Below are 20,137 nucleotides of genomic sequence, written 5' to 3'. Positions count from 1 at the left end.
GGTGGCAACAACGTTCCCCGGCTTGCGGGGAGTGTAGCGGTCAGCCGCAACGGACTCGACCATAAACGAGAACTTGTTCTAGTTGTCAACGGCCCATGGTGACGGCGCCCGGTTAGGCTGGTCCGTTGTGGTGGTGCAACTGTGATGGATCATGAGGCGAGGGACCGGCAGCCGATTCTCTGGGCGATCAGCGATCTGCATACCGGCCACAACGGGAACAAGCCCGTCACCGAGTCGCTCTATCCGGCCTCGCCGGACGATTGGCTGATCGTCGCGGGCGATGTCGGCGAGCGCACCGACGAGATCCGGTGGGCGCTGGACCTGCTGCGCAAACGGTTCGCGAAGGTCATCTGGGTGCCGGGCAACCACGAGCTGTGGACCACCAACAAGGACCCGATGCAGATCTTCGGCCGGGCCCGCTACGACTACCTGGTCGACATGTGCGATCAGATGGGCGTCGTCACCCCCGAGCACCCGTTCCCCGTGTGGACCGAACAGGGTGGCCCGGCCACCATCGTGCCGATGTTCCTGCTGTACGACTACACCTTCCTGCCCGAGGGGGCTTCGACGAAAGCCGAGGGCCTGGCCATCGCGCGGGAACGCAACATCGTCGGCACCGACGAGTTCCTGCTGTCCTGCGAGCCCTATGCGACGCGCGACGCCTGGTGCCGCGACAGGGTGGCGGCCACCCGCAAGCGGCTCGAGGACCTGGACTGGATGAATCCGACGGTTCTGGTCAACCACTTCCCGCTGGTCCGCGAACCCTGCGATGCGATGTTCTATCCCGAGTTCTCGCTGTGGTGCGGAACGACGGCCACCAAGGACTGGCACACCCGTTACAACGCGATCTGCTCCGTGTACGGCCACCTGCACATTCCGCGCACCACCTGGTATGACGACGTGCGCTTCGAAGAGGTTTCCGTCGGCTATCCACGAGAGTGGCGACGCCGCAAGCCTTTCCGCTGGTTGCGCCAAATTCTGCCCGATCCCAATTACGCCCCCGGTTACCTCAACGAGTTCGGTGGACACTTTCAGATCACCGCGGAGATGCGTGCCCACGCCCAGCAGATGCAGGAGCGGATCAAGGCGAAGCGCTCATGAGTACCTTGCTGGGGCAGGTGCTGCCCGACATGCCGGACAAACTCGCGGCCGCCGAGATGTACGACGACCCGCCTGGCTTGACGGCGCTGCCCGAGGAGGCGGCACTGGTGGCCCGCGCGGTGGCCAAGCGCCGCAACGAGTTCACCACGGTCCGCTATTGCGCTCGCCAGGCGCTGGGCGAACTCGGTGTGGGTCCGGTGCCGATCCTCAAGGGGGACAAGGGCGAACCGTGCTGGCCTGACGGCATCGTCGGCAGCCTGACCCACTGTCAGGGCTTTCGCGGTGCCGTCGTCGGGCGCGTCGGCGGCGTACGTTCGGTCGGCATCGACGCCGAGCCGCACGATGTGTTGCCCGACGGGGTGCTGGGCGCCATCTCGCTGCCATTGGAGCGTTCCGAGCTCGGCGGGCTGCCGGACGGCCTGCATTGGGACCGGATCCTGTTCTGCGCCAAGGAAGCCACGTACAAGGCGTGGTACCCGCTGACGCACCGTTGGCTCGGGTTCGAGGACGCTCACATCACTTTCGGCGTGGACCAAACAGGTGCGGCCGGAACGTTCCGGTCCCAGATCCTGATCGATCCGGCCGCCGAACACGGGCCGCCACTGACGGCGCTGGACGGCCGGTGGTCGGTGCGAGACGGTGTGACGCTGACGGCGATCGTGCTGTGAGCCGACCAATTCCGGAGCCCGGCCTGGTGATCGTCGACAAGCCGGCCGGGATGACCAGCCATGATGTCGTGGGCCGGTGCCGGCGACTGTTCGGCACTCGCAAGGTCGGCCACGCCGGAACGCTCGACCCGATGGCGACCGGGGTGCTGGTGATCGGCATCGAGCGCGCCACCAAGATCCTCGGCCTGCTCACCGCCACCGACAAGTCCTATGCCGCGACCATTCGGCTGGGGCAGACGACCACCACCGACGACGCCGAAGGCGAAGTGTTGCAGACGGTCTCGGCTGTGGGCGTCAGCGATACGCAGATCGAGTCGGCGGTCGCGGCGCTGCGCGGTGACATCGAGCAGGTGCCGTCAGCGGTCAGCGCCATCAAGGTCGCCGGGCAGCGGGCCTACAAGCTGGCCCGTGAGGGGCAGACCGTCGAGCTGGCCGCGCGGCCGGTGCGCATCGAGCGGTTCGAGGTGCTCGCCGTCCGGCGAGTGGACGAATTCGTCGATGTGGATGTCGATGTGGACTGTTCGTCGGGCACCTACATCCGCGCCCTGGCTCGCGACGTGGGTGTGGCACTCGGTGTCGGCGGCCATCTGACGGCGTTGCGCCGCACCAGGGTTGGTCGATACGGCCTCGACGAGGCCCGCACTCTCGATGAGCTTGCCGAGGAGGCACGGCTGAGCTATTCGCTCGACGAGGCCTGCCTGCTCGGGTTTCCGCGCCGTGACCTGACCTCCGAGGAAACCGAGGACACCCGGCACGGCAGGCCGCTCAAACCGGCCGGGATCGACGGGGTCTATGCCGCCACCGCGCCTGACGGCCGGGTCATCGCACTGCTCGAAGACGGGCCGAAGCGCACCAAGAACGTGGTCGTGTTGCGCCCGGCGACGTTGTAGTCCCGAATCCTCAAAGTTGGCCGTGGCGAGGCGGTTTCGTCCCCGAGAGGGTGTAGTTGCCGATGTGGCGGATCTTCCACCGGGTGGCGTCGTGCAGCGTGTGAGTGCGGGCGTCACGCCAGTAGCGCGACAGGTTGCCCGACGCCGACGCGCTGCGGGTGCCGCCGAACTCGAACAGTGCGCTGCCGGCTTCCACCGCGGCCCGTGCCGCGGAGACCTTCGCGACCGCCACCGCGATCGAGGCGGCCGCGGTGCTGTCCTCGGTGAGATCGGCGCGGGCCGCGTCGACCTGGCGGGCGGCGTCGGCGAGTAACGCCTGGGCGGCGCGCACCGTCACGGTCAGTTCGCCGGCCACCTGTACCAGTGTCGGATCCTCGACGGCGCTGGACACCGATGCCTCAAAATGTGGCCGTGCCTTGGCGGCCTGACGCACCCCTTCCTCCAGTGCCGCCGTTGCGATCCCCACGTCGAGCGCCGCATGGAGCAGCTGAGCGCGCGCCCCGTACACCGTGGGACGCGTGAAGATCGGACTGAAGTCGATGACGTGGGCGCCCGGCACCTCGACGTCGGAAAGCGTGACGGTGCCCGACGCCGTGGTCCGCTGGCCCATACCGTCCCAGTCGTCGACGATCTCGACGCCGCGGGCGTCGCGCGGGACGAATGCGATGGCCTTCGGTGTGGCAGCCGTCGGCACCTGGCCGGAACCGTCTGCGCGCGAGGCCCGCACGATCAGCCAATCGGCGAACAACGCTCCGGTCGAGTAGTACTTGCGGCCGTCGAGCACGTAGCCCGAACCGGCCGCCGCGAGCGTGGTGGTGTCCACGTCGACGGGATGCGGTCCGCGTTCGGACTGGGCATTGGCGAACAACGCCCCGTCCAGCACCAGCCCATAGAAGTACGCCTGCTGCGCCGGCGTGCCCTGCAACCGCAGAGCCTCCAAGAACGTGAAATGCGAATGCGGGATCTGGCCGATGGACGGATCGCCGTGCGCGATCAATCGCAGCACCTCGGCGAGGACGCCTACGGACACGTCGAGCCCACCGTGCTCGGCCGGCACGCTCAGGGCCAACAGCCCCGACTCCTTGAGTGCCTGAACCTGCTCGTGCGGCAGTAGCCGGTGCGCGTCGCGCGCACCGGCGCCCTCGGCGAACGATCTCGACAGCTGTGCCGCGGTGGTCAGCGCCGCCCCCGCGGACGCGATACGGGCGGCGCCGGCCAGGTCGGTCATCGCGGCGTGCCGACGAACGGAATCGAGGCCGGTGTGCCGGATTGCGTGCCGCCGCCAATTAGGCCGCGCTCGCGCAAGATCGGCACCACGCCCTCGCCGAACCAGAACAACTCCTCCAGATGCGGATAGCCGGAGAAGATGAACTCGTCGATACCGATCTCGGCGTACTCGGCGATCCGGTCGGCCACCTCGGTGTGGCTGCCCACCAGCGCGGTGCCCGCGCCGCCGCGCACCAGTCCGACGCCCGACCACAGGTTCGGGGCGATCTCCAGGCTTCGCGCATCACTCCAGGTGCCGTTGCGCCGGTTGTTCTCGTGCAGCGCCAGCATGCGCTTCTGGCCCTCGGACTGGCTTCGGGCCAGCCCGGCCTGTGCCGCGGCGACCGTCTCCTCGTCGAGCGCGGCGACCAGTCGGTCGGCCTGGGCCCACGCCTCCTCGGAGGTGTCGCGCGAGATGGTGTGCAGGCGGATGCCGAAGCGCAGCTTGCGTCCCTGCTCCTCGCCGAGCGCCCGGATCCACTCGATCTTCTCGCGCACCGCGGCAGGCGGCTCGCCCCAGGTCAGGTAGACGTCGGAATGCCGGGCCGCCACCGGGCCCGCCGCCTGCGAGCTGCCGCCGAAGTAGAGCGGCGGCACCGGAGTGGGCGGGAGCGCCAGCGAGGCCTCTTCGACGTCGATGTACTGACCCTTGTGCGTGACGGTCTCGCCGGCCCACAGCCGGCGGACCACGTCGAGAAACTCGTCGCAACGCGCATACCGCGCGTCCTTGTCCAAGTGGTCGCCGAAGGCCCGCTGTTCGTGTGCCTCCCCGCCGACGACGACGTTGAGCAGGATCCGCCCCGGCGCATGCCGGGCGAACGTCGCCGCCATCTGTGCCGACAGGGTCGGGCTGACCAGACCCGGGCGGAAGGCCACCAGGAAGGCCAGCGACGTGGTCTCGCGGGCCAGCAGCGCCGCGGTGATGAAGGCGTCCTCGCACCAGGCCCCGGTCGGGATGAGCGCGCCGGTGAAGCCGAACCGCTCGGCCGAGCGCACGATCGACGCCAGATAGTCGATCGACGCCTCACGGTCACCACCCGCGGAGCCGGCGGGAGTGCCGTGGCCGCCGCCGACGATGAGCCGGCTGTCGCCGTAGGTGGGCAGGAACCAGTGCAGGGAAACAGTCACGAACAGGACATCTTGGTGGCGGATCGGCTTTTCCGCACGGGTAAAAATCGTCGTGATCCCGGGGCCCACGGATTTCGACCGCAGGGTCGTTGACCGGCAACTTCTACAGCCCAGGGGTCGAAAACGGCGCACGGCAGCCGCGAGAAACCTAGCTGGCGACGACCCAGATCGCCTCGGCCGCCGGATTGCCGAGTTCGACCATCACGCTGGCGTCGTCTCCCACTGAAGCGCCGGTCCGACCGGGTTTCTGGACGGCCACGGAGATCACGCCGGCGAAATCGCGGCGCGCGAGCACGCGTACCCGTGAATCGAGGCTGATGCCGACGCTGTCGAAGTACCTCAGCATCTCCGGATCAGCATCGGAGATGCGGGCCACCGTGCCGGCATCTCCGTCCTGGCATGCCGAGAGCTGCCGGGCCGGCGGGGTGGGCACCTGGCCGTCGGCGGCCGGGATCGGATCACCGTGTGGATCGCGCGTGGGGTGGCCCAGCTTGGCATCGATCCGGTCGAGCATCCGGTCGGAGACCGCGTGCTCGAGAATCTCGGCCTCGTCGTGCACCTCGTCCCAGCTGTAGCCGAGCTCCTGAACGAGGAAAGTCTCCATCAGCCGGTGCCGACGGACCATCGCCAGCGCGGCGTGGCGGCCCGCATCGGTCAGCGTCACGGCGCCGTACTTCTCGTGGTGGACCAGGCCCTGGTCGGCGAGTTTGCGAATCGACTCCGACGCGGTGGACGCCGACACGCCGATCCGCTCGGCCAGCAGTTTCGTGCTGACCTTGTCGCGAGACCATTCCTGGGCTGTCCAGATGACTTTCAGGTAGTCCTGGGCAACCGTGGACAGGTCTTGATGGTTACCGTCGGGACTCACAGTAGGAAAGTTTAGGCAATCATCACCTGATCGGGGGATCTAGAGCAGACCGCGCCGCCTTCGGGTCGTAGGCTGATTGCGTGCAGCGCTGGCGTGGGCAGGACGAGATCCCCACGGACTGGGGCAGGTGTGTAGTCACCATCGGGGTGTTCGACGGGGTTCACCGTGGACACGCGGAGCTGATCAGCCACGCGGTGAAAGCGGGCCGATCACGCGGAGTGCCGGTGGTTCTCATGACCTTCGACCCACATCCGATGGAGGTGGTGTTTCCGGGGAGTCATCCGGCTCAGTTGACCACGCTCACCCGGCGTGCCGAGCTGGTCGAGGAACTCGGCGTCGACGTGTTCCTGGTGATGCCGTTCACCTCCGATTTCATGAAACTCACCCCCGAGCGCTACATCCACGAGTTGTTGGTGGAAGACCTGCACGTGGTGGAGGTCGTGGTGGGGGAGAACTTCACCTTCGGCAAGAAGGCGGCAGGCAACGTCGCGATGCTTCGTGCGGCCGGGGAGCGCTTCGGGTTCGCCGTAGAGAGCATGTCTCTGGTGACCGAAACGCTCGACGCCGAGCATCGCGACGAGCGGGTCACCTTCTCTTCGACTTACATCCGGTCCTGCGTCGACGCCGGCGACGTGGTGGCTGCCACCGAAGCGCTGGGGCGTCCGCATCGCGTCGAAGGCGTGGTGGTGCGCGGCGACGGGCGCGGCCGGGTGTTGGGGTTCCCGACTGCCAACGTGGCGCCGCCGATGTTCTCGGCGATTCCGGCCGACGGGGTCTATGCCGCCTGGTTCACGGTGTTGGGACACGGCCCGGTGATGGGAACGGTGATTCCCGGCGAGCGGTACGAGGCCGCGGTGTCGGTGGGCACCAACCCGACCTTCTCTGGGCGAACCCGCACGGTCGAGGCGTTCGTGCTCGACACCAACGCCGACCTCTACGGACAGCACGTCGCGGTCGATTTCGTGGCCCGGATCCGCGGACAGGAGAAGTTCGAATCCGTGAAGGATCTGGTGGTCGCCATGGAAGGCGATACCGATCGGGCCCGCGCGATTCTGGCTGCGCAGACGCAGGGTTGAATTCGCGGGCTCACCCACGGTCCTGATTTCGGCGGTTAGCTGGGGTGCTGCTAGACTTTGCCCCGATCCGGCGCATGCTGCAGTCCGCGGTGGCTGTGCCGAGAATATGTTCGCGGGACTGATTGATGGAGTTATTTCGTGGCGCTTACCGCCGAGCAGAAAAAAGAAATCCTGAGCAGCTACGGTCTGCACGAGACCGACACCGGTTCGCCGGAGGCCCAGGTCGCCCTGCTGACCAAGCGGATCTCGGATCTGACCGAGCACCTCAAGCAGCACAAGCATGACCACCACTCGCGTCGCGGCCTGCTGCTGCTGGTCGGCCGTCGTCGCCGGTTGCTGAAGTACGTCGCCCAGGTCGACGTGGCGCGTTACCGCTCGCTGATCGAGCGCCTCGGGCTGCGTCGCTGACGCGGCGTCGATGCCACAACTTTCCGCGGCTGCCCCTCTCGGGGCAGCCGCGATACTTTTCGTCGGAGGATTGACCGCGTGCTCGTCGGCGGCGGCCGCGGACATGAAGGCAGGGGACTGCCTGAAGATGAGCGGCACGTACGAGCGTCCGGACGCCGGTCCGGCCCAGTGCGGCAGCGACGCGTCCAATTACAAGGTGATCTCCACGGTCACCGACAGCGACCAGTGCCCCGGTGACGTCGACACCTATTACTCCGTGCGCAGCGCATTCAGTGAGGAGACCCAGACGCTCTGTCTGGACATCGACTGGACCACCGGCGGCTGCATGAGCATCGATCCGGAGAACGACAAAGACCCGTACCGGGTGGACTGCGCGGATTCGTCTGCGCCGCACCGCCAACGGGCCACCGAGGTCCTCCGCGGGGTGTCGAACGTCGACCAGTGCGCCAGCGGAGTGGGCTACGCGTACCCGGAACGCCAGTTCACCGTATGTGTGGAGGACGTGTCATAAGCAGGTCTGCAATAGCGGTCGTGCTGTTGCTGCCGTGTAACATAAGGTCGTTCGCCGGCTGAAAGCTGCGCTGAACGAGGTGCAACGCCCGCATTCCGCGGGGGTTGTTCCTGCGAGTCATATCGGGCCCGCCTGGTCGGGCGGTCTTCGGTAGTGGCTGCCGGAACCCCGGTCACAGGGTTTTCCCTGGGGGTTCATCCGGCCGCTTCGATCGACGGCCGTAGCCGTATCCAGGCCCCGTGGCCTAGCGCCATCGTGACGCCGCGAAACAGTTGAAGATTTCGAAAGAGGCCAACGGACTCTATGTCTGTAGTTGAACTTGAAAACGGTGTGTTCGAATCCACCGCAACCCTCGACAACGGGAGCTTCGGCACCCGCACCATCCGTTTCGAGGCCGGGCGGCTCGCGCAGCAGGCCGCCGGCTCCGTCGTCGCCTACCTCGACGACGAGACCATGCTGCTGAGCGCCACCACCGCCAGCAAGACGCCGAAGGATCACTTCGACTTTTTCCCGCTGACCATCGACGTCGAGGAGCGGATGTACGCCGCGGGCCGGATCCCCGGCTCGTTCTTCCGGCGTGAGGGCCGGCCGTCGACCGATGCGATCCTGACCTGTCGCCTGATCGACCGGCCGCTGCGCCCGTCGTTCGTCAGTGGCCTGCGTAACGAGATCCAGGTCGTGGTGACCGTGCTGAGCCTGGATCCCAAGGACCTGTACGACGTGCTGGCCATCAACGCCGCGTCGGCATCCACCCAGATTTCGGGCCTCCCGTTCTCGGGTCCGGTCGGCGGCGTGCGCGTCGCCCTGATCGATGGCCAGTGGGTCGCCTTCCCGACCGTCGAGCAGCTCGAGAAGGCTGTGTTCGACATGGTCGTCGCCGGCCGCAAGGTGGGCGACGACGTCGCGATCATGATGGTCGAGGCCGAAGCCACCGAGAACGTGATCGAGTTGGTCGCCGGCGGCGCCCAGGCTCCCACTGAAGCCGTCGTCGCCGAAGGCCTGGAGGCGGCCAAACCGTTCATCGCGACGCTGTGCGACGCCCAGGCCGCGCTGGCCGAGAAGGCCGCCAAGGAGATCGCCGATTACCCACTGTTCCCGGATTACGCCGACGACGTCTACGACGCCGTGGCCGCGGTGGCGACTGAGGCGCTCGGGGAGGCACTGACCATCGCGGGCAAGCACGAACGTGATGACCGCACCAACGAGATCAAGGTCGAGGTGCTCGAGCGCCTGGCCGATCAGTTCGCCGGCCGGGAGAAGGAGATCGGTGCGGCTTACCGATCGCTGACCAAAAAGCTTGTGCGCCAGCGCATCCTGACCGACCACTTCCGTATCGACGGCCGTGGCGTGACCGACATCCGCGCTCTGAGCGCCGAGGTGGCCATCATCCCGCGGGCGCACGGCAGCGCGCTGTTCGAGCGTGGCGAGACCCAGATCATGGGTGTCACCACACTGGACATGGTCAAGATGGCCCAGCAGATCGACTCGCTCGGGCCCGAGACTTCCAAGCGCTACATGCACCACTACAACTTCCCGCCGTTCTCGACCGGTGAGACCGGTCGCGTCGGGTCGCCCAAGCGTCGCGAGATCGGCCACGGCGCGCTCGCCGAGCGTGCGCTGGTGCCGGTGCTGCCGAGCGTCGAGGAGTTCCCGTACGCCATCCGTCAGGTGTCAGAGGCGTTGGGCTCCAACGGTTCCACCTCGATGGGCTCGGTGTGTGCCTCGACGCTGTCACTGCTGAACGCCGGTGTGCCGCTCAAGGCGCCGGTGGCCGGCATCGCCATGGGCCTGGTCTCCGACGAGGTAAACGGTGAGACCCGCTACGTGACGCTGACCGACATCCTCGGCGCCGAGGATGCCTTCGGCGACATGGACTTCAAGTGCGCAGGCACCAAGGACTTCGTCACCGCGCTGCAGCTGGACACCAAGCTGGACGGCATTCCGTCCAAGGTGCTGGCCGGTGCGCTGGCGCAGGCCAAGGACGCACGCCTGACCATTCTGGATGTCATGGCCGAGGCCATCGACGCTCCTGACGAGATGAGCCCGTTCGCACCGCGGATCACCACCATCAAGGTGCCGGTCGACAAGATCGGCGAGGTCATCGGGCCCAAGGGCAAGATGATCAACTCGATCACCGAGGAGACCGGCGCGTCGATCTCGATCGAGGATGACGGCACCGTGTTCGTCGGCGCCTCCAACGGCGAGGCGGCGCAGGCCGCGATCGACAAGATCAACGCCATCGCCAACCCGCAGCTGCCCAAGATCGGTGAGCGGTTCCTCGGAACCGTGGTCAAGACCACCGATTTCGGCGCGTTCGTGTCGCTGCTGCCCGGCCGTGACGGCCTGGTCCACATCTCCAAGCTGGGCCGCGGCAAGCGGATCAACAAGGTCGAGGATGTGGTGAAGGTCGGCGACAAGCTGCGCGTCGAGATCGCCGATATCGACAACCGCGGCAAGATCTCGCTGGTGCTCGTCGACGAAGACCAAGCGGAGCAGGCCACCGACGCCGCGCAGGCGCCGGCTGAACCCGCATCCGCTGTCGAGTCCTGATCACCTCGGCTCGGTAAGGCGTTTGCGCTGAACACCACACATGTCCGCCGGACAGTTCTGCCCGGCGGACTCCGGGTGGTCACTGAGTACCTCCCTTCGGTGCGTTCTGCATCGGTCGGGGTCTGGGTGGGAGTCGGTTCCCGCGACGAGGGGCGAAGCGTCGCGGGTGCCGCCCACTTCCTGGAACACCTGTTGTTCAAGGCGACCCCGACCCGTAGCGCCGTCGACATAGCGCAGGCTGTCGACGCGGTCGGTGGTGAGCTGAATGCGTTCACCGCACGAGAGCACACCTGTTACTACGCGCATGTGCTCGACTCGGACCTGGAGCTCGCGGTCGACCTGGTGGCCGATGTCGTGCTGCGGGGTCGTTGCGCCACCGAGGATGTCGAGGTGGAACGCGACGTCGTCCTCGAAGAGATCGCCATGCGCGACGACGATCCCGAGGACAGTCTCGGCGATGTCTTCCTGTCGGCGATGTTCGGCGATCACCCGGTCGGACGTCCGGTGATCGGCAGTGTCGAGTCGATCGAGACGATGACGCGCGCACAACTGCATTCGTTCCACGTCCGTCGCTACACACCCGAACGGATGATCGTGGCGGTGGCGGGCAACGTCGACCATGACGTGGTCGTGTCGTTGGTCCGGCAGCATTTCGGTCCACGCCTGGAAGCGGGGCGTACCGCGCTGGCCCCGCGCAAGGGCTCGGGACGTATCGGTGGCAAGCCGTCTCTGCTCGTGGTCGACCGCGATGGGGAGCAGACCCACGTATCGCTGGGCGTCCGTACGCCCGGCCGGCACTGGGAACACCGGTGGGCGCTGTCGGTGCTGAACACCGCACTCGGCGGTGGGCTGAGTTCCCGCCTGTTCCAACAGATTCGGGAATCGCGCGGTCTTGCCTACTCGGTGTACTCCACGGTGGACACCTTCTCCGACAGCGGTGCGCTCTCGGTGTACGCCGGCTGCCAGCCAGAGCGGTTCGACGAGGTGGTCCGGGTGACCACCGATGTTCTCGAAGGTGTTGCCCGAGACGGGATCACCGCCGACGAATGTCGGATCGCCAAGGGCTCGCTGCGCGGTGGGCTGGTGCTCGGCTTGGAGGATTCCGGGTCACGCATGCACCGGATCGGGCGAAGCGAGCTCAACTATGGTGAGCACCGGACGATCGACCACACCCTGGCCCAGATCGAGGCGGTTACTCTCGATGAGGTCAACGCGGTCGCGCGCCAGTTGCTGTCCCACGATTACGGTGCGGCGGTGCTTGGACCGTACCGTTCGAAAAAGTCTCTGCCGCAGCAACTTCAAGCGATCGCCGGCTGACACGCTAGGCTGGGCGCGATGACGGGACTCTCGCGACGCAATGTTCTGATCGGTTCGCTCGTGGCGGCGGCTGCCGTCGGCACCGGTGTGGGTAACGCCGCGCCGGCACTCGCGGCCCCGATCGATGGCCAGATCGCGGAACTGGAACGACGTGACAACGCCCTGATCGGGTTGTACGCGGCGAACCTGGATTCCGGCCGGACCATCACGCATCGGCCCGATGAGATGTTCGCGATGTGCTCGACGTTCAAGGGCTATGCCGCCGCGCGGGTACTGCAGATGGTCGGACGCGGGCAGCTGTCACTGGACAACCGCGTTTTCGTCGATCGGAACGCGATCGTGCCGAACTCGCCGGTCACCGAGACTCACGCCGGCGCGGAGATGACGCTGGCGCAGTTGTGTCAGGCAGCGCTGCAGCGCAGTGACAACACTGCGGGCAACCTGCTGCTGAAAACCATTGACGGGCCTGGAGGAATCACCGCGTTCGCCCGCAGCGTCGGCGACGAGCGCACCCGGTTGGACCGGTGGGAAGTCGAGTTGAACTCGGCGATACCGGGGGACCCGAGGGATACCTCCACCCCGGCCGCGCTGGCCGTCGGATACCGCGCGGTGCTGGCCGGCGACGCGTTGAGCCCGCCGCAGCGCCGCCAGCTGGAGGACTGGATGCGGGCCAATCAGACATCGAGCGTGCGCGCCGGACTTCCCGAGGGCTGGACCACGGCCGACAAGACGGGCAGCGGCGATTACGGCAGCACCAACGATGTCGGGATCGCCTACGGGCCCGACGGTCAACGGCTGTTGTTGGCGGTGATGACGCGGTCGCAGGCCGACGACCCGAAGGCCGACAACCTGCGTCCGCTCATCGGTGAGCTGACGGGGCTCGTTGTGCCGTCGTTACTCTGAGTGCTCCACGGATCCGATTGCGGCCGAGCCGTTCTCGGTGCCCTGGATCTCGATCTGGCGGGCTCCGGCGGGATTCTGCGACAACGGCACGCGCACGGTCAGGATGCCGCGCTCGTAGCCGGCTGTGATGTTGTCCTCGTCAGCCTCGGCCGGCAGCGTCACGGTGCGCAGGAACGAGCCGTAGGAGAACTCCGACCGTGCCGTGGTGTCGGCGCGTTCTGAACGCTCGGCCTTCACGGTCAGTTGGCCATCGGCCACGGTGATCTGAACATCCGCGGCCGGATCGATGCCGGGGATCTCGGCGCGCAGCTCGTAATGATCCTCGGTGACCTCGTCCTCGATGCGCATGAGGTTGCGCTCGAAGATGGGGCGCAAGCTGGCGAACGGCGTGATCCCGGCGAAGAACTCCGAAAGCTCGGGCAGCAATGGGCGGGGCTGGTGTGCGACGGGCAGGTTGACCATGGGTGACTCCTCAGTCCTGGAACGTAGATCGGAGGAAAAGGCCTTGTAACGCTTGCCCTTTCGATCCAAGCACTGGCGTGGAGCCGTCGGTCGAATGCGGGGTGAACAGCGTGGGTACGTGCGGCTGCTAGGTCACCTGCAGAGAGTCGTCGCGGCGCAGCACGAAGAAGTACGGCTTGGGAGAGTTCCGCAGGTCCATCGCGCCGATCACTGCGTCGGGGGACAGGCGCCGGAACACGTCGTTGATCGGCAGCTGGTCGTAGACCATCGTCGCCGTGTCGATGCCGCGGTAGCGGGTGGTGCGCAACCTGGCCTTGGGCGCGCGGGTTTGCAACACCGGCCGCAACGCCGCGATCGGGCCCACCATCGACCGGCCCCGAAGTAGTGGGAGCTTGGCCGATACCGCGAGGCCGCCGAACGCCAGCGCCGGGTTGAGGGCCCACAGCGATGCGCCGTCGGTTCCGGGGAACAGCAGCGGGTGCACTGTCTCGGCGTCGACGAACTGCTTGCCCCACCAGCCGCTGGCTGCCAGCAGGCCGTCCATCGGATGTCCGGTTGGCAGTTCGGCGCCGTGCCAGGTGCCGACCATGAACTCCGGTTCGACCGCCTCGGCCGCGTCGAACACGTCGAGCGCCTCGGTTGTGGTCGACGGGACGGTGGAAAACAGCTGCTGCAACATGGACGCCACCATACTTGACACGTGTCAAGAATGGCTACGGGGCGGAATGCGCGATCGCCCGGCCGGAGCCAACTCCAGCCGGGCGATCATGGGGGTATCAGGCCAGGAAGGCGGCCGGATCGGTGAACGGCATGTCGAGGTCGGAGGCGACCTGCTCGGACAGCAGCGCGCCCTCGTGCGTGGAGAGGCCCTTGGCGAGTGCCTGGTCAGCCGCGCAGGCGGCCTTCCAGCCCTTGTCGGCCAACTTGAGCACGTACGGCATCGTGGCGTTGGTCAGCCCGAATGTCGACGTGCGCGGGACGGAGCCGGGCATGTTGGCCACGCAGTAGAACACCGTGTCGTGGACGGCGAACGTCGGGTCGTCGTGGGTGGTGGGCCGCGAATCCTCGAAGCAGCCACCCTGATCGATGGCGATGTCGACCAGGACCGCACCGGCCTTCATGTGAGAAACGGTCGCGTTGGTGACGAGCTTTGGCGCCTTCGCGCCCGGGATGAGCACCGCCCCGATCACCAGGTCGGCCTTCTTGACGGCCTCCTCGAGCTCCAGGCTCGACGAGTAACGGGTCTCGATGCTGCCGTTGTTCTCGTTGTCGATCTTGCGCAGCGTGTTCACGTTCAGGTCGAACACCGTGACGTGGGCGCCCATGCCCTTGGCGATGCGGGCGGCGTTGTAGCCGGCCACGCCACCGCCGATGACGACGACCTCGGCCGGTGCGACGCCGGGGACGCCACCCATGAGGACACCGCGGCCGCCCTGGGTCCGCATGAGGTGGTAGGAGCCGACCTGTGCGGAAAGCCGGCCGGCGACCTCGCTCATCGGGGCGAGGAGGGGAAGCGCGCCGTCGGTGGTCTGCACGGTCTCGTAGGCGATCGAGGTGGTACCCGAGGCCAGTAGGGCGTCAGTGCATTCCTTGGACGCCGCCAGGTGCAGGTAGGTGAACAGCGTCTGGCCCTTGCGCATGCGCGAGTACTCGGCTGCGATGGGTTCTTTGACCTTGAGGAGCAGTTCGGCCTCGGCCCACACCTGGTCGGCCGAAGTCACGATCTCGGCGCCGGCGGCTTTGAAGTCGTTGTCGGTGATGGCCGAGCCCTCGCCCGCGCCGGCCTGGATGATCACGTCGTGGCCGCGCCGGGTCAGCTCCGCCACACCCGCCGGGGTGATCGCCACTCGGTACTCGTTGTTCTTGATCTCGGTCGGGATGCCGACGAGCATGCTCGCTCCTTCAAAGTTGATGTGCTGAAATAATTGTGAAGAACCTTCGATTAATGAGCAATATCTCGGACGAAGATTCGCTACGCTTGGCGCATGGCAGAAGAATCATCAATCTCGGCCGTGCGTGCGGCCCGTTCGCCGAAGGATGTTCGGCCTGAGCTCGATGACGTCGACCGGCGCATCCTGCTCGCGTTGCACGCCGACGCCCGCATCTCCAACAGCGCGTTGGCCGACGCGGTAGGGATCGCGGCGTCGACCTGCCACGGTCGCGTGCGCAGGCTCCAGGACATCGGGGTGATCCGGGGCTTCTACACAGACATCGATCCCACCGCCGTGGGGCTCAGCCTGCAGGCCATGATCTCGGTGAGTCTGCAATCGAACGCCCGGGGCAAGATCCGCAATTTCATCGCCCACATCCGCACCAGGCCACAGGTGATGGACGTGTATTTCCTGGCCGGAGGCGACGACTTCATCCTGCACGTGGCCGCGCGTGACACCGACGATCTGCGGGCGTTCGTGGTCGAGAACCTCAATGCCGACGCCGACGTGGCGGGTACCCAGACCTCGCTGATCTTCGAGCATCTGCGCGGAGCGTCACCGCTCTGAGTTCACGGCTCTGAATTCACTTCGCGCGCAACACCAATCCATTGCCGTCGGCGCCGGAGAGCGTCAATTCGTCGGAGTCGACAGCGGTCTGGACCGTGCCCTTGAGGACCCGTAGGACGGCTTGCTCGATTTCGGCGACCTCGGGTGCGCAGGCCATTCTGGTGGTGGCCAGCGGCCCGAACTCGATGATTGCCGGTGACCCGGAAACCGTGGCGTGTCCGGTGATCCGGTTGCAGCCCGTCGAACCGGTCACCGCGCCGTCGTCGCCGATGGTCAAGGTGGGCTTGGACTGTTCGAGAGCGACCGACGTGCTGACCGCCTGCGCCGAGACCAGGCTGGTGACCTGCCAGGTGGTGCCGGTGAGCGGCCGATCGGGATCGGCCACCTTCTTGTCGCGCAACGTGACGGTCGCGGCGTCGGTGCGCAACGTGAGCGTGTCGCCGGAGAGCGCCCAGGTGGGCTTGGCGTCGAAAAACTTCGATACCCAGGCATCCGAATCACCGACGGGCGGCGCGCAGGCCATCATCGTCATGGCCAGTTGTGTGCTGATCCGGCCCTCGGCCACATCGACGGTGCCAGAACCGTGGTTGCAGCCGGCGAAGGTGCTGATCTGACTCCCGTCGAAACCGATGGTCAGTGGCCCACCGCCGGGGATCTGCTCGCCTTCCACCCGATCCGAGACGAACGTTCGGCCGGTGAGGTCTGCATCGTCGGCGGCTGCGTTGTCGGAACACCCCATGAACGCGAGAACAGCAACGGCGAACGGCACCGCATGGATCAGACGCATGGCTCCACCCTAGAGACCGGTTGTCCGTGTGGCCCCTGGTGTGCGCAATCATGTTGGTTGGCAGTCGGTTTCGTCATCGCTTTGGTTGTTGTCAGTGAGGTAGCGCTGAGGGTGGTGGTGCGTGTTGGTGCGGGCCTGGCCGGTGTCCAGCAGGCGGGGTGGAATCCATTCACACTTGCCGTGGGCGTTGATGCGAGTGGTCCATTTGCCAGGGCCTACCAGGCGTTGGTCGGGCCCGCAGCCCAGGGTCAGTTCATCCACATTGGTGTGCCCGCCTTTGGCCCAGTCGCGGTGGGCGTGGTGGACCTGTGACCGGTTGGCCGGAGCGGTGCAGCCCGGGCGGGTGCAGCCGCGTTCCCTGCCGAACAGCATCAACCGTTGTGCCGGGGTGGCAATGCGTCGGGTGCGTCCCAGATACAGCGGCATGCTGGTGTGTTTGTCGTAGATGGCCAGGTAGTGCCAGGCGTGGGCAGCCAACCGGATCACGTCGGAGATGGGCAGCTTCGATCCGCTGGTGGTCACTGCGACGCCGGCCCCGGCCGCGATTTCCTGCAGGGTGGTGGTGACCACGATCGACACCGGTAGCCCGTTGTGTTGGCCGAGTTCCCCGGACATCAGTGCGTTGCGGGTCAGTGCCAGCAGGGCGTCGTGGGTGCGTTGAGGTGGGGTGCGGGTGTCAGCCTGAACCTGTTCTTCGGACGGGGAGCCGCTGGTGCAGGGGTTCTCGTCGTCGGGGTTGCACATGCCTGGGGCCGCCGTTTTGGCGTTGACCGCCTCCAGGCCGGCGCGCAGTTCGGGGTTGATCCAGCCGCGAATCTGGGACATCCCGTCGGGTTCCTGCGGCCCGAGCACGATGCCGCGGCGTCGGGCGCACCGTTTGTCGGAGGGTTCGGGGCCGTCCTGATCGAGCAAGTACAGCGCCTCGCTGGCCGCTTGCTGCAGAGTCTCGGGGGCGTTGGTGGCGGCGACGGCGACCAGTTTCTCCTCGAACCGCGCCCGGCCGACCGCGTCAACCCAGGGCGGGCATTTGCGGAAGAACGATTCCAGGATCTCGATGTGTTCGGCGTTGATCCAGCCGCCGGCCTGGGCGGCGCCGGTCGCGGCCCGCAGCGGCGGCAAGGACTCTCCCGTTGTCGAGATGCGCGGCGCGAAGTTCAGCGCGTCGCGGTAGCGCCGGCGGGCCTCGGTCCCAGAGATCCGCAACCGGATGCGCAGTGCTTCGGGCCAGGACTTGGCGCCGATCCTGGCCGCGGCGCCTTGCTCGGCCAGTGCGGCGACCGCCGGGTGTTCGATCGTCGGGATCAGATTGCGGGCCTGCTGCATCCCCGAGCACACGTCCAGCAACTGCGCGGTGGACAGGGCGGTGAACGGCAGGGACTGCAGGTCGGCTACCGCGGCGGTCAACGCGGCGAGCTTGGCAGCGACCCCGTCGTTCATGATTCGAACACTAGTTCGATACCCTGACAGGTCTGCACGATTTGGGGCAGCAGTGACGAACGAGGCCAAAGTTTCCTTTTGCACCGGACCGAATACCCGAATAAGCCCGGGCAGTAGGCTCCCAGACATGCGAGTTGGTGTTCTCGGAGCTAAGGGCAAAGTCGGCGCGACCATGGTGCACGCGGTCGAATCCGCGGAGGATCTGACATTTTCGACCGGGGTCGATGTGGGCGATCCGCTGACCTTGCTGACCGATACCAAGACCGATGTGGTCATCGACTTCACCCATCCCGACGTGGTGATGGACAACCTGAAGTTCCTCATCGACAACGGTATTCACGCTGTCGTCGGGACCACCGGATTCACCTGGGACCGCATCGAACAGGTAGAGGCCTGGCTCAAGGCAAAGCCGGATGCCGCGGTGCTGATCGCGCCGAACTTCGCCATCGGCGCCGTGCTGTCCATGCACTTCGCCCAGCAGGCGGCGCGTTATTTCGAGTCCGTCGAAATCATCGAACTGCATCACCCACACAAGGCCGACGCACCGTCGGGCACCGCCGCACGCACCGCGAAGCTCATCGCCGAGGCGCGAAAAGGCATGCCCCCCAATCCCGATGCCACGAGTACGGGCCTCGAAGGCGCCCGTGGCGCCGATGTCGACGGCGTTCCGGTGCACTCGGTGCGGCTGGCCGGTCTGATTGCCCATCAGGAGGTGCTGTTCGGAACCCAGGGGGAGACGCTGACCATCCGGCACGACAGCCTGGACCGGTCCTCATTCGTGCCGGGCGTGCTGCTGGCGGTGCGCAAGGTCGGCGAGCGGCCGGGTTTGACCATCGGCATTGAACCGCTGCTCGATCTGTCGTGAGTGACGGCGCGCGGTCGCTGCGCATCCAACTGGTGATCGGCTTCATGTGCCTGGCGCTGATCGCCTACTTCCTGATGCTGGGTCGTACCGCGTTCGTCTTCATCACCTCGGGTGAGCCGGCTGCGATCGGCCTGGGCCTGGCGCTTCTGGCGTTCCCGCTCATCGGTATCTGGGTGCTGGTCACCACGCTGCGCGCCGGCCTGACGCACCAACGGCTGGCCCGCCTCGCCCGGGAACAGGACATGGAACTCGACGTCAGCGAGCTGCCGACGCGCCCGTCCGGGCGTATCGAACGCGACGCGGCCGATGGGCTTTTCGCGACGGTCAAGGCCGAACTGGAAGCAGATCCGGACAATTGGGTTCGCTGGTACCGCCTGGCCCGCGCCTACGACTTCGCCGGTGACCGTGGCCGTGCGCGCGAGACCATGCGCACGGCAGTGCGGATGCAGGAACAGCACTCGTCATGACCAAAACCCTGCTGGTGGTGCATCACACGCCGTCCCCGGCAACGCGGGAGCTCCTGGAAGCGGTGCTGGCCGGAACGCACGATCCGGACATCTCCGGAGTCACAGTCGAACTCAAGCCGGCGTTAGCTGCGACCGTGACGGACATGCTCGCCGCCGACGGCTATTTGTTCGGAACCACAGCCAATTTCGGCTACATGAGCGGTGCGCTGAAGCACTTTTTCGATACGGTGTACTACCCGAGCCTCGACCATGTGGCCGGGCGTCCGTACGGGCTGTGGGTGCACGGCAACAACGACACCGTGGGCGCGGCGAATGCGGTCGACAAGATCGTGACGGGACTGGCGTTGGTCAAGGCAGCGGACGTGCTCGAAGTTGCGGGCGCCGTCGATGCCGGGATTCGGGAACGGGCCTACGAGCTGGGCGGCACCCTGGCCGCAACGCTGATGGAGTGATGGAGGGACGTAATGCCAGGAATCGCCGAACTTGCGCTGGGGGCGGCGCCCATTGCCGGTGGTGCCCTGCTCGGAGCGGCTGCAGGCAACCTCAAGCCACCAGACGTACGCGGTCTGATCACCAAGGATCTCGATCTGCTCGCGCGTATTCCGGAGGACCAGGTCGAACGCCGGGCCAGAATGCAGGCCAGCATCGATCGGCGGATCGACGAATTGATCGATGCGGGCGAGCGCACCCGCGAACTCCGCGAAGCCGCGTTGTCCTATCGCGGCAATTGGCGCGACATCCTGGTGTTCGTCTGCGCGTTGCTGTTCACGTTCATCTGGTGGAACGTCAGCCACAGCAGGCCCAACTGGACGCTGACTTTTGGTTTGATGATCGTGGTGTCGGTGGCCGCGGGTATCTACGCGGGCCGCGGAATCGCCCGCGCGATCAGCAGCTTCATCCACCGCCACGACGACAAACCGCAGGCCTGAACCGGC

At 66.6% G+C, this 20,137-nt stretch carries 22 protein-coding genes; 14 read left to right on the top strand and 8 right to left on the bottom strand.

Annotation, left to right across the window (positions count from 1 at the left end; genetic code table 11):
- Positions 1-144 precede the first annotated feature (144 nt).
- From pptH to truB, 3 genes are read left to right on the top strand one after another with little or no spacing between them, the layout of a single operon-like run.
- A complete protein-coding gene (gene pptH, locus H977_RS0129110) occupies positions 145-1,101 on the top strand; it encodes an ACP phosphodiesterase PptH (RefSeq protein WP_029111155.1) in 957 nt (318 codons plus the stop codon).
- The gene (gene pptT, locus H977_RS0129105; protein ID WP_029111154.1) at positions 1,098-1,769 is read left to right on the top strand and encodes a 4'-phosphopantetheinyl transferase PptT; all 672 of its coding nucleotides are present in this window, start codon (positions 1,098-1,100) and stop codon (positions 1,767-1,769) included. The genes pptH and pptT overlap by 4 nt, the downstream gene beginning before the upstream one ends.
- Positions 1,766-2,659, top strand: a complete 894-nt coding sequence (gene truB / locus H977_RS0129100; protein ID WP_029111153.1) for a tRNA pseudouridine(55) synthase TruB — start codon at positions 1,766-1,768, stop codon at positions 2,657-2,659. The genes pptT and truB overlap by 4 nt, the downstream gene beginning before the upstream one ends.
- A 10-nt stretch (positions 2,660-2,669) precedes the next feature.
- Here truB and H977_RS0129095 read toward each other — a convergent pair whose 3' ends face one another.
- From H977_RS0129095 to mntR, 3 genes are all read right to left on the bottom strand, one after another.
- Positions 2,670-3,887, bottom strand: a complete 1,218-nt coding sequence (locus H977_RS0129095) for an SfnB family sulfur acquisition oxidoreductase (protein ID WP_029111152.1) — start codon at positions 3,885-3,887, stop codon at positions 2,670-2,672.
- Positions 3,884-5,053 carry an LLM class flavin-dependent oxidoreductase gene (locus tag H977_RS0129090; protein ID WP_029111151.1) on the bottom strand — a complete coding sequence of 390 codons (1,170 nt, stop codon included), beginning with the start codon at positions 5,051-5,053 and terminating at the stop codon, positions 3,884-3,886. The genes H977_RS0129095 and H977_RS0129090 overlap by 4 nt, the downstream gene beginning before the upstream one ends.
- A 148-nt stretch (positions 5,054-5,201) precedes the next feature.
- The gene (gene mntR / locus H977_RS0129085; RefSeq protein WP_029111150.1) at positions 5,202-5,921 is read right to left on the bottom strand and encodes a manganese-binding transcriptional regulator MntR; all 720 of its coding nucleotides are present in this window, start codon (positions 5,919-5,921) and stop codon (positions 5,202-5,204) included.
- 80 nt (positions 5,922-6,001) lie between these two features.
- Here mntR and H977_RS0129080 point away from each other — a divergent pair, with 80 nt between their 5' ends.
- The 6 genes from H977_RS0129080 to bla all read left to right on the top strand — a co-directional run bounded on the left by H977_RS0129080 (position 6,002) and on the right by bla (position 12,686).
- Positions 6,002-6,997: a bifunctional riboflavin kinase/FAD synthetase gene (locus H977_RS0129080; protein WP_029111149.1), complete on the top strand. Its 996-nt coding sequence runs from the start codon at positions 6,002-6,004 to the stop codon at positions 6,995-6,997.
- A 138-nt stretch (positions 6,998-7,135) separates the two neighbouring features.
- Positions 7,136-7,405, top strand: coding sequence for a 30S ribosomal protein S15 (gene rpsO / locus H977_RS0129075; RefSeq protein ID WP_003880490.1), 270 nt, complete (start codon positions 7,136-7,138; stop codon positions 7,403-7,405).
- Positions 7,406-7,415: 10 nt separating this feature from the next.
- Positions 7,416-7,916 (top strand): LppU family putative lipoprotein, encoded by a 501-nt coding sequence (lppU, locus tag H977_RS0129070; RefSeq protein ID WP_502691228.1) that lies wholly within the window; start codon positions 7,416-7,418, stop codon positions 7,914-7,916.
- Between the two features lie 303 nt (positions 7,917-8,219).
- On the top strand, positions 8,220-10,466 hold the full coding sequence (locus tag H977_RS0129065) for a polyribonucleotide nucleotidyltransferase (protein WP_029111147.1): 2,247 nt from the start codon (positions 8,220-8,222) through the stop codon (positions 10,464-10,466).
- 27 nt (positions 10,467-10,493) lie between these two features.
- The gene (locus H977_RS0129060) at positions 10,494-11,783 is read left to right on the top strand and encodes a M16 family metallopeptidase (protein WP_029111146.1); all 1,290 of its coding nucleotides are present in this window, start codon (positions 10,494-10,496) and stop codon (positions 11,781-11,783) included.
- An 18-nt stretch (positions 11,784-11,801) separates the two neighbouring features.
- On the top strand, positions 11,802-12,686 hold the full coding sequence (bla, locus tag H977_RS0129055) for a class A beta-lactamase (RefSeq protein ID WP_029111145.1): 885 nt from the start codon (positions 11,802-11,804) through the stop codon (positions 12,684-12,686).
- On the opposite strand, the gene H977_RS0129050 is transcribed toward bla, so the two are convergent.
- The 3 genes from H977_RS0129050 to ald form a co-directional block, all read right to left on the bottom strand.
- A complete protein-coding gene (locus H977_RS0129050) occupies positions 12,678-13,148 on the bottom strand; it encodes an Hsp20/alpha crystallin family protein (protein ID WP_029111144.1) in 471 nt (156 codons plus the stop codon). The genes bla and H977_RS0129050 overlap by 9 nt on opposite strands.
- 127 nt (positions 13,149-13,275) lie before the next feature.
- Positions 13,276-13,827, bottom strand: coding sequence for a DUF4334 domain-containing protein (locus tag H977_RS0129045; protein ID WP_036477890.1), 552 nt, complete (start codon positions 13,825-13,827; stop codon positions 13,276-13,278).
- Positions 13,828-13,924: 97 nt separating this feature from the next.
- Complete coding sequence (gene ald, locus H977_RS0129040) at positions 13,925-15,040, bottom strand: alanine dehydrogenase (protein WP_029111142.1); 1,116 nt, start codon at positions 15,038-15,040, stop codon at positions 13,925-13,927.
- A gap of 93 nt (positions 15,041-15,133) precedes the next feature.
- Between ald and aldR the strand changes: the two genes are divergently transcribed.
- On the top strand, positions 15,134-15,646 hold the full coding sequence (aldR, locus tag H977_RS0129035; protein ID WP_029111141.1) for an HTH-type transcriptional regulator AldR: 513 nt from the start codon (positions 15,134-15,136) through the stop codon (positions 15,644-15,646).
- Between the two features lie 16 nt (positions 15,647-15,662).
- On the opposite strand, the gene H977_RS0129030 is transcribed toward aldR, so the two are convergent.
- Together H977_RS0129030 and H977_RS0129025 are read right to left on the bottom strand one after the other, a co-directional pair.
- Positions 15,663-16,433 carry an META domain-containing protein gene (locus tag H977_RS0129030; RefSeq protein WP_029111140.1) on the bottom strand — a complete coding sequence of 257 codons (771 nt, stop codon included), beginning with the start codon at positions 16,431-16,433 and terminating at the stop codon, positions 15,663-15,665.
- 48 nt (positions 16,434-16,481) lie between these two features.
- Positions 16,482-17,870: an HNH endonuclease signature motif containing protein gene (locus H977_RS0129025; protein ID WP_029111139.1), complete on the bottom strand. Its 1,389-nt coding sequence runs from the start codon at positions 17,868-17,870 to the stop codon at positions 16,482-16,484.
- A gap of 127 nt (positions 17,871-17,997) precedes the next feature.
- On the opposite strand from H977_RS0129025, the gene dapB reads away from it, so the two are divergent.
- From dapB to H977_RS0129005, 4 genes are read left to right on the top strand one after another with little or no spacing between them, the layout of a single operon-like run.
- Positions 17,998-18,735 carry a 4-hydroxy-tetrahydrodipicolinate reductase gene (dapB, locus tag H977_RS0129020; protein WP_029111138.1) on the top strand — a complete coding sequence of 246 codons (738 nt, stop codon included), beginning with the start codon at positions 17,998-18,000 and terminating at the stop codon, positions 18,733-18,735.
- On the top strand, positions 18,732-19,202 hold the full coding sequence (locus H977_RS0129015; protein WP_029111137.1) for a hypothetical protein: 471 nt from the start codon (positions 18,732-18,734) through the stop codon (positions 19,200-19,202). Before dapB ends, H977_RS0129015 begins: the two co-directional genes overlap by 4 nt.
- Positions 19,199-19,654, top strand: coding sequence for a flavodoxin family protein (locus H977_RS0129010; RefSeq protein WP_029111136.1), 456 nt, complete (start codon positions 19,199-19,201; stop codon positions 19,652-19,654). Before H977_RS0129015 ends, H977_RS0129010 begins: the two co-directional genes overlap by 4 nt.
- A gap of 12 nt (positions 19,655-19,666) precedes the next feature.
- Positions 19,667-20,131 (top strand): hypothetical protein, encoded by a 465-nt coding sequence (locus H977_RS0129005; protein ID WP_029111135.1) that lies wholly within the window; start codon positions 19,667-19,669, stop codon positions 20,129-20,131.
- Positions 20,132-20,137: the final 6 nt, after the last annotated feature.

The organism is Mycobacterium sp. URHD0025 (assembly GCF_000426065.1).
Taxonomy (GTDB): Bacteria; Actinomycetota; Actinomycetes; order Mycobacteriales; family Mycobacteriaceae; genus Mycobacterium.
Note: the sequence above shows the minus strand (reverse complement) of the source record. Positions and strands in the feature narration are given on the sequence as shown.